5 protein-coding genes and 1 pseudogene are annotated in these 5631 nt (G+C 58.5%); 2 read left to right on the top strand and 4 right to left on the bottom strand.

Annotated elements, in window-relative coordinates; all coding sequences use genetic code 11:
* Both CAF78_RS27395 and CAF78_RS27390 read right to left on the bottom strand, forming a co-directional pair.
* Positions 1-302: pseudogene (locus CAF78_RS27395) on the bottom strand (electron transfer flavoprotein subunit beta/FixA family protein); the annotation flags it as partial.
* Positions 303-556: 254 nt separating this feature from the next.
* Positions 557-1690 carry an aminotransferase class V-fold PLP-dependent enzyme gene (locus tag CAF78_RS27390; RefSeq protein ID WP_085680028.1) on the bottom strand — a complete coding sequence of 378 codons (1134 nt, stop codon included), beginning with the start codon at positions 1688-1690 and terminating at the stop codon, positions 557-559.
* A gap of 187 nt (positions 1691-1877) precedes the next feature.
* Between CAF78_RS27390 and CAF78_RS27385 the strand changes: the two genes are divergently transcribed.
* Both CAF78_RS27385 and CAF78_RS27380 read left to right on the top strand, forming a co-directional pair.
* Positions 1878-2864 carry a DUF1852 domain-containing protein gene (locus tag CAF78_RS27385; protein ID WP_085680025.1) on the top strand — a complete coding sequence of 329 codons (987 nt, stop codon included), beginning with the start codon at positions 1878-1880 and terminating at the stop codon, positions 2862-2864.
* A gap of 27 nt (positions 2865-2891) precedes the next feature.
* Entirely contained in the window at positions 2892-3923 is a 1032-nt protein-coding gene (locus CAF78_RS27380; RefSeq protein ID WP_085680022.1) for a methionine synthase, read from the top strand.
* A 504-nt stretch (positions 3924-4427) separates the two neighbouring features.
* Here the strand turns inward: CAF78_RS27380 and CAF78_RS27370 are convergent.
* Entirely contained in the window at positions 4428-4787 is a 360-nt protein-coding gene (locus CAF78_RS27370; protein WP_085680019.1) for a cupin domain-containing protein, read from the bottom strand.
* On the bottom strand, positions 4784-5377 hold the full coding sequence (locus CAF78_RS27365) for a GNAT family N-acetyltransferase (protein ID WP_085680016.1): 594 nt from the start codon (positions 5375-5377) through the stop codon (positions 4784-4786). Before CAF78_RS27365 ends, CAF78_RS27370 begins: the two co-directional genes overlap by 4 nt.
* Positions 5378-5631: the final 254 nt, after the last annotated feature.

Here is a 5631-nt window from a genome sequence, read left to right as displayed (position 1 = left end):
AGGGCCTTGGCCACGGCCAGGGAATTCAGCTCGTCAGCGGCTTCGACCAGGATGGCGCGATCGGCACCCAGAGCCAGGGCGGTACGCAGCTGCTCCTGGACGGCACCCGGGCCGACGGAAACCACCACGACCTCGCTGGCGATACCCTGTTCCTTCAGGCGTATGGCTTCTTCCACGGCGATTTCGCAGAAGGGGTTCATGGACATCTTGGCATTTGCCAGATCGACACCGCTGTTGTCCGCCTTGACGCGAACCTTGACATTGTAGTCGACCACTCGCTTGACGCTTACCAGTACCCTCATAGGTTCTCCAGTCAATCATGTTGGGGTGGCGGGTAGGGGGCTGGCAACAACAGTAGCGCAGTGTTGGCGACCGGGGATCGTCCGTTTCGAGTAGCGGGGGCGAATCTGAATGGGCCGGGCTAGGTTGCGCAGGCACCCAGCCAGATGTGTTCAGCCACAACGTGGAAGCCGTGCCGCGCTTGTAGAGGGCGGCACGGCCAGCCAACCGACCAACCGGTTCTGCCGTTTGCAGGGGCTGCAGCCAGGGTGAGCGCTCAGTTCACCAGCACTTCGTCCAGCGCCTGTTCAAGGGTGCTGACCGTGCGCTCGATGTTGTGCAGTTTTTCAAGCCCGAACAGACCGATGCGGAAGGTCTGGAAGTCGGCGGGTTCGTCGCATTGCAACGGCACGCCAGCGGCAATCTGCAGGCCGTGCTCGGCAAATTTGCTGCCGTTCTTGATGTCGGCATCATCGGTGTAGCTCACCACCACGCCCGGGGCCTGGTAGCCGGCAGCGGCCACACTCCTGATGCCTTTGCCGGCCAACAGGGCGCGCACCCGATCGCCCAGCGCCTGTTGTTCGTCGCGCAGCTTGTCGAAACCGTAGGCTTGCATCTCGTTCATGACGTCGTTGAAGCGCGCCAGTGAATCGCTGGGCATGGTCGCATGGTACGCATGCCCGCCCTGTTCGTACGCCTGCATGATCTGCAGCCACTTTTTCAGGTCGCAGGCAAAGCTGCTGCTCTGGGTCTGCGCGATGCGCTCGAGGGCCAAGGCACTGAGCATCACCAGGGCGCAGCAGGGGGAGGCGCTCCAGCCTTTCTGGGGTGCGCTGATCAAGAGGTCGACTGCGCACTTTTGCATATCGACCCACAGCGTGCCGGAGGCGATGCAGTCCAGCACGAACAGGCCCCCAACCGCATGCGTGGCGTCGCCGATGGCCCGCAGGTAATCGTCGGGCAGGATCATCCCGGAGGAGGTTTCGACGTGGGGGGCGAAGACGACCTGCGGCTTGTGCGTCTGAATGGCCGCCAGCACTTCGTCCAGAGAGGGCGGGGCATAGGCCGCCTGGCGCCCTGTGTCGACCGGTCGGGCTTTCAGCACCGTGGTGGCCGCCGGGATGTGGCCCATCTCGAGGATCTGGCTCCAGCGATAACTGAACCAGCCGTTGCGTATCACCAGGCACTGCTGGCCGTTGGCAAACTGTCGCGCTACCGCCTCCATGCCGAAAGTACCACTGCCCGGGACTACCGCAACGGCCTGGGCGTTGTAGACCTGTTGCAGGGTGCTGGAAATGTTCCTCATCACGCCCTGGAAGGCCTGCGACATGTGATTGAGCGAGCGGTCGGTGTAGACCACCGAGTACTCGACCAGCCCCTCGGGATCAATACTGGGATAAAGCTTTGACATGGGGTAACTCCTTCACCAGAGAGCATTCAGCATAGACGAACCACTGCCCCCGCAACGGCAGTGGTCGTATGCGTCATGAATGTGGCTAAAGGCACTGTGAAATCAATTCAGTTCCACGCGAACAAGCCCTGAACCTAGAATGCGTCCCACTAAAGACTATTTAAATATTTGAGTGGGACGGTCGGTGATGGCACACGATGATTTCAAGTTTTCCATAAAAAGCATCCGTTTTGACGAACACTATCGTCCGGCAGAAACGACGCGCATCACGACCAACTTTGCCAACCTGGCGAGGGGTGCGAGCCGCCAGGAGAATTTGCGAAACACGTTGAAGATGATCGACAACCGCTTCAACGCCCTGGCGCACTGGGACAATCCCGAAGGGGATCGTTACCGTGTCGAGCTTGAAATCATTTCCGTCGAAATGAGCGTGGGTGATCAGCGCCGCGATCACGCGTTGCCCTTGATTGAAATATTGAAAACGAACATCGTCGATCGCACCACCGGTGAGCGTATCGCGGGCATGGTGGGGAACAATTTTTCTTCTTACGTGCGCGATTATGATTTCAGCGTATTACTGCTCGGGCACAACAAAGACCAGGCAGCCTTCAGCACGCCTGAGCACTTTGGTGAACTGCACGGCAAGTTGTTCAAATGCTTCGTCAGCTCAACGGTGTATAAGGAGCATTTTGCCAAACCGCCGGTTATCTGCCTGAGCGTTTCGAGCAGCCGGAAGTATCAGCGAACTGAAAACCAGCACCCGGTATTGGGCGTTGAGTATCAGCAAGACGAATACTCGCTGACGGATACCTATTTCGAGAAAATGGGCTTGAAAGTGCGTTACTTCATGCCGCCGAACAGTGTCGCCCCCCTGGCATTCTATTTCTCTGGTGATTTGCTCGGCGACTACACCCCGCTGGAACTGATCAGCACCATCAGCACCATGGATACGTTCCAGAAGATTTATCGGCCCGAGATCTACAACGCGAATTCTGTTGCAGGCAAGTCTTACCAGCCCAGCTTGCAACATCAGGATTACTCATTGACGCGCATCGTCTATGACCGCGAGGAACGTAGCCGGCTGGCCATCGAGCAGGGCCGCTTTGTCGAGGAACACTTCATCAAGCCTTACCACCATATGCTCGAGCAGTGGTCCGCTCATTACGCTGCTTGAATTACCCGGCATACAAGGTCATACACCATGAAAAAACTGCTACCCACTTCCACTGCCGGCAGCTTGCCGAAACCTTCCTGGCTCGCTCAACCCGAGACACTCTGGTCACCCTGGAAGTTGCACGACGAGGCATTGGCCGAAGGCAAACAGGATGCGCTACGCCTGGCCCTGCAAGAGCAGCAGCACGCCGGCATCGATATCGTCAGTGACGGCGAGCAGACGCGCCAGCACTTTGTCACCACCTTCATCGAGCACCTGAGCGGCGTTGACTTCGACAAGCGCGAGACCGTCAGGATCCGTGACCGCTACGATGCGAGCGTGCCGACGGTAGTGGGCGCCGTTGCGCGGCAAAAGCCGGTGTTTGTCGAAGATGCCAGGTTCCTGCGCCAGCAGACCCGGCAACCGATCAAGTGGGCGCTGCCAGGCCCCATGACCATGATCGATACGCTCTACGACAAGCATTACAAGAGCCGCGAAAAACTGGCCTGGGAATTCGCCACGATCCTCAACCAGGAGGCGCGGGAGCTCGAGGCTGCTGGCGTTGACATCATTCAGTTCGATGAACCCGCTTTCAATGTTTTCTTCGACGAGGTGAATGACTGGGGTGTAGCCACCCTGGAAAGGGCGGTCGAAGGCCTGAAGTGTGAAACGGCGGTGCATATCTGCTATGGCTATGGCATCAAGGCCAACACCGACTGGAAGAAGACCCTGGGTTCGGAGTGGCGGCAGTATGAACAAGCCTTCCCCAGGCTGCAGAAGTCCAGCATCGACATCATCTCGCTGGAATGCCACAACTCACACGTGCCCATGGACCTGCTCGAACTCATCCGTGGCAAGAAGGTGATGGTCGGTGCCATCGACGTGGCGAACCCTGCAATCGAGACCCCGGAGGAAGTGGCCAGTACTCTGCGCAAGGCTCTGAAATTCGTCGATGCCGACAAGCTCTATCCGTGCACCAACTGTGGCATGGCGCCGCTGCCGCGTCGGGTCGCCAGCGGCAAGCTGCGTGCTTTGAGTGCAGGGGCAGAGATCGTTCGCAGCGAACTCTCGGGCAAGTGAAGCGGTCAGTGAGGTTGGCAGTGATTCCGTGGCAGCGGGCTTGTGCCGCGAACAGGCCAGCCCATGAAATGGCGTTGCCTGGCACGGGCTACGCCCGTGTTCGCGGGCAAGCCCGCTCCTACAGGGTAAAGCGGCGCATGCTAGCGCAGGACTCAAGAAGCCTTTCGAGGTCGCTTGGCCGTTTTCTTCTCAGGGCCGGCCTTGTTGGCAGCCTTGCCACCCAGGCTCTCATAGAACAATACATAACTCTTTGATTTAGCTGAGGTCTTGTGGGAGCGGGCGCGCCCGCGAACACCGGCGAAGCCGGTGCCATGCACCGCGTCGCATGCTTCGCGGGCACGCCCGCTCCCACAAGGTAAAGCGGCGCATGCTGAGGCTTTGTTCTCTGCGCGACAGCGCAGCCCAAAGGGCTGGGTGATCTCCCACATGGACCACGCCAGATTCTGGAAACTGAGCAAGACAGTTGCTCAGACAAAGATCGCTTCTGGGCCCGCTTTCCAGCAACTAGTTCGCGGGTAGGAGTATCACGAAGTTCTTTTTCATGTCTTCCAGCACGGTCCATTTACCCTTGGCGCCCGGTTCGATGATGAACGTGTCGCCAGCGGCCAGTGTGACGGGGGCGCAACCCTCGAGCTCGATGACGCAGCAGCCACTCAGCACATGGCAGAACTCCCACACTTTGTAGTCGATGCGCCACGCTCCGGTGCTGGCTTCCCATTCTCCGGAAATGCGACCTTGCTGTTCATCGTGATAGTACTTGGACGTCAGCGTGTGAGGGGTGCCTTCCACGATCTCTTCAAAAAAAGGAAGGTCGCGCACCGGTTGGATATCCAGTTCGCGGAACACGGTGAGTTTGTTGTTCATGGTTTTTTCTCGAGCACGTTGGGGTTAGGGCGATACATCAAATAGGCTTCACCGGTGACGCCCAGCATCGGGTGCGCAACGATCTGGCAGGTTTTAACAATCTGAAAACCGTGACGTTCGTAGAAGCGGCGTGCACCGTGGTTTTCTGCATAATCGATCAGGCATAGCCCATCCAGGCCAGCGTCCTCAGCGCGCTGCTGGGCGTGGCGGAGAAACTGCACGCCCAACCCCTGGCTGCGCCAGGCCTCATCCAGGGCAAGGCTGGATATGTACAAGGTGTCGGGTATTTCCATGTCGGAGTAGGGCGCGAGGACCGGGTCTGTCTCGACTGGCCTGTCAGGGGTTTCGTGCAAGGCATAGCTATGCATCATGCCGATGACGCGCCCTTCGACAGTGGCCATCAGGCAGTTCTTGTAGGAAAAGTCGCCCTGTTCCCTGGCATAGCGAGACGCACCGACACTCAGCAATGCTTCTCCAGGTGCGGCAAGCTTGCTCCATATGTAATCGGCCATGCCTTCCGATGTCAGTTGAAAGAAGCGCGCAATATCGTGTGCGTCCGAGGCTTGAGCGGGTCTGAAGTCGATAGGCATGTACAGTGCTCTTATGGGATCGGGTGGTTGATTTACAAGGATTACGCCTTTGACAGGGTGGCAGGGTAGGCGGGTTGGACGGTTGCCATCATGCTCGGGGCGAACACCGTCAGCACGAAGTGCGACGCTGCACTTCATGCGCTTTAAAGGCTGGTGGACTTAGTCCAGAACGTTATGCAGCACCTCATAGATGAGACCGCCGATATCTCACCTATTGGATCGGCCTATGCCAAAGGTGGTGGTGGTGGTGGTGG

The sequence above is a fragment of the Pseudomonas sp. R28(2017) genome (genome assembly GCF_002112505.1).
Classification (GTDB): Bacteria; Pseudomonadota; Gammaproteobacteria; order Pseudomonadales; family Pseudomonadaceae; genus Aquipseudomonas.
The sequence above is the reverse complement of the archived record's forward strand: the minus strand, read 5'-3'. Positions and strand labels throughout refer to the sequence as shown.

Bases quoted from the DNA above. Each gene is read 5' to 3' on its own strand.
- CAF78_RS27390 (WP_085680028.1), bottom strand. From the start codon at position 1,690: ATGTCAAAGCTTTATCCCAGTATTGATCCCGAGGGGCTGGTCGAGTAC.
- CAF78_RS27385 (WP_085680025.1), top strand. From the start codon at position 1,878: ATGGCACACGATGATTTCAAGTTTTCCATAAAAAGCATCCGTTTTGAC.
- CAF78_RS27380 (WP_085680022.1), top strand. From the start codon at position 2,892: ATGAAAAAACTGCTACCCACTTCCACTGCCGGCAGCTTGCCGAAACCT.
- CAF78_RS27370 (WP_085680019.1), bottom strand. From the start codon at position 4,787: ATGAACAACAAACTCACCGTGTTCCGCGAACTGGATATCCAACCGGTG.
- CAF78_RS27365 (WP_085680016.1), bottom strand. From the start codon at position 5,377: ATGCCTATCGACTTCAGACCCGCTCAAGCCTCGGACGCACACGATATT.